Annotated in this window: 1 protein-coding gene and 2 pseudogenes; 1 reads left to right on the top strand and 2 read right to left on the bottom strand. The window is 42.7% G+C overall.

Annotated elements, in window-relative coordinates:
* Both DCC82_RS18785 and DCC82_RS18790 read right to left on the bottom strand, forming a co-directional pair.
* A pseudogene (locus tag DCC82_RS18785) lies at positions 1-264 on the bottom strand (RNA-guided endonuclease TnpB family protein); the annotation flags it as partial.
* Between the two features lie 510 nt (positions 265-774).
* Positions 775-1,575 (bottom strand): annotated as a pseudogene (locus DCC82_RS18790) (site-specific integrase); the annotation flags it as partial.
* A gap of 161 nt (positions 1,576-1,736) precedes the next feature.
* Here DCC82_RS18790 and DCC82_RS16830 point away from each other — a divergent pair.
* Positions 1,737-2,102 carry a hypothetical protein gene (locus DCC82_RS16830; protein WP_015863640.1) on the top strand — a complete coding sequence of 122 codons (366 nt, stop codon included), beginning with the start codon at positions 1,737-1,739 and terminating at the stop codon, positions 2,100-2,102.
* The last annotated feature ends 27 nt before the right edge of the window (positions 2,103-2,129 follow it).

Here is a 2,129-nt window from a genome sequence, read left to right on the forward strand (position 1 = left end):
AAAGTTATGCAAGGTTTTTTTATCCAAACGATAGCTTTCCGACACTTTGCCGATGGCACGAACGGTCATTTGAGCAGAGAGGCCAAATTTTTCCCTGACGTCATAGTAGCAAAGCCGCTGGATTTTCGTTTTGGAAAAGGTTCTGGAGCGAAAAGCAATCTCGCTAATATAGTTGCATGCTTGGTTAAACCGTTTCATTGTTTCCAGCAGCGCATGAAACTGTTCAAGAGTTGGCATTAATTTAATCTTGAGAGTGCAGAGCATTCTTGATTCACCTACCTTTCTAAATCCAGTGTACTTATGTTGAACGAAAAATTCAATATATACTAAAAATATAACCCCCGCCTTCCTCCTCACAGCTAAAGCAGTGGGCTTCCGGCGGATGTTCTCGTGAATCAGCCTCCAGCGGCCATTGCTTGTTGTTTCGGCTATGTTTCCGCGGATGATCATTCCTGCTTTTGCGTAAGAACGAACAAGCGGAGTGATAGATATCGTATATTGCTTTTCGCTTTCTGCGTGTTGACATCTCATTGTCACAGCGGAAACAGCGGTGACTTGAAACAGGCCGCTTACCTGGCGATCCTCCAATGCGTTTTCGATTGCCACTCTTCCGATTTCTTGCAGCCAATCATGATATTTTCGCGCCGCATACGGAACATATAAATCAAGCAAACGAATCGCGTCATATATCTCTTCTTCCACCGTCTGGATGATGGATCGAACCGTTTTATCATGATTCGTTCCATATCGCGCGTCAATCCACTTTGCCAACGCTTTTACCGTGCTGAAAAACGACTTCGCTTGATTGATGCTCGCATCACCGTTCATTTCTAAATAATGATAAACGATGCATTGCTGCCAATGGTCTTTTGTGATGCTTGTCCAAGACGAAAGACGAGACTGTAACAAATATTGGGCGATAATGGATAGCCCTGTCCGATATTTCGATACCGTTGCTTCTGATTTTCCTCTCGTTTTTTCGATAAAAAACTCCGCTATATCTTTACCAAAGAAGGAATCCATCCATTCAAGCGGCATGTCATATTGCTCGTATTGTTCCATTTCGTCTGTTCGCTGCTTCTCCAGCAATCGCGTTTGTCGTTTTTCCCCTAACGTGACAAATGGAGATAAAGGAAGACCAAACTTCCGGCGAATCGTATTAAAATCAACCGTAACCGGACATTCTAGACGCTCGGCGTTCATAAAACTAATATACTCGCGTTCTTGCAGCCATCGCTCGACTTCTTCTTTTTTCCCTTGTTCCACCATTTGCATCACGGTTTTCCCGTCCCATTCCTCTTGCGGAGTGTGTAATGATCGATAAATACCCAGCGTTTGATTCGCCAGCGCACCAAAATAAAGCGGCACATTTTCTCCTAACCGTATCGCGTAAGAGTGAAACTCAACGTCTTTGGGCGCATCCAATTTGCGCACCGTTTTTTTGATAAAGCGGACAAGAGGCCCCGCTTTCTCCATCACTTTCATAAACGATTCCACCGCATCTGGCAAAAAAGTCACAAACTTTAGGTGGTGTTTATTGATTTCTATAAAAAAATTTGATCTTTTCTTCTCCATAAAAGCAGACGCTCAAGAACATCATATCCAATGTCTTTTTTGCTGTCTACTTATAGGGGATAGTAACAAAAAGACAGATGCATTAGGCTTCTGCCCTACACCTTTTTGTCTTTTCTTGTCTATATGATCGGGTTATACTGTTTAGTGAGGAGGTGAATGACGTGGAACAACAAACGATGTTAAAAGAAATTTTAAAAGCGCTCGATCTGTATGCATCTGACTTTCGCTCACAAATCGCTGCATTAGACAAAAAAATCGAAGCAATAGATAAAAAAGTCGAAGCAATGAATGGTGAATTTAGAAGAAAGTTTGTGGAAATAGACAAGCGGATACAAGAGATGGACGACCGGTTGGAAGGCAGAATCGATCGGCTGGAAAATGAAATGAACGAACGATTTAACCGCTTAGAAACAAAAATCGACAACTTGCGCATCGAACTTATTGAAACACAAGAAACCGTCGATTTCCACTCAGCCAAAATCGCCCAACATGACCGAAAAATCCGCAAGCTCTCCCAGCAACAATAACCTCTCCATCCGTAACGTTCTCTCCAC

It is taken from the genome of Geobacillus sp. LYN3, from assembly GCF_003064505.1.
In the GTDB taxonomy this organism is placed as follows: domain Bacteria; phylum Bacillota; class Bacilli; order Bacillales; family Anoxybacillaceae; genus Parageobacillus_B; species Parageobacillus_B toebii.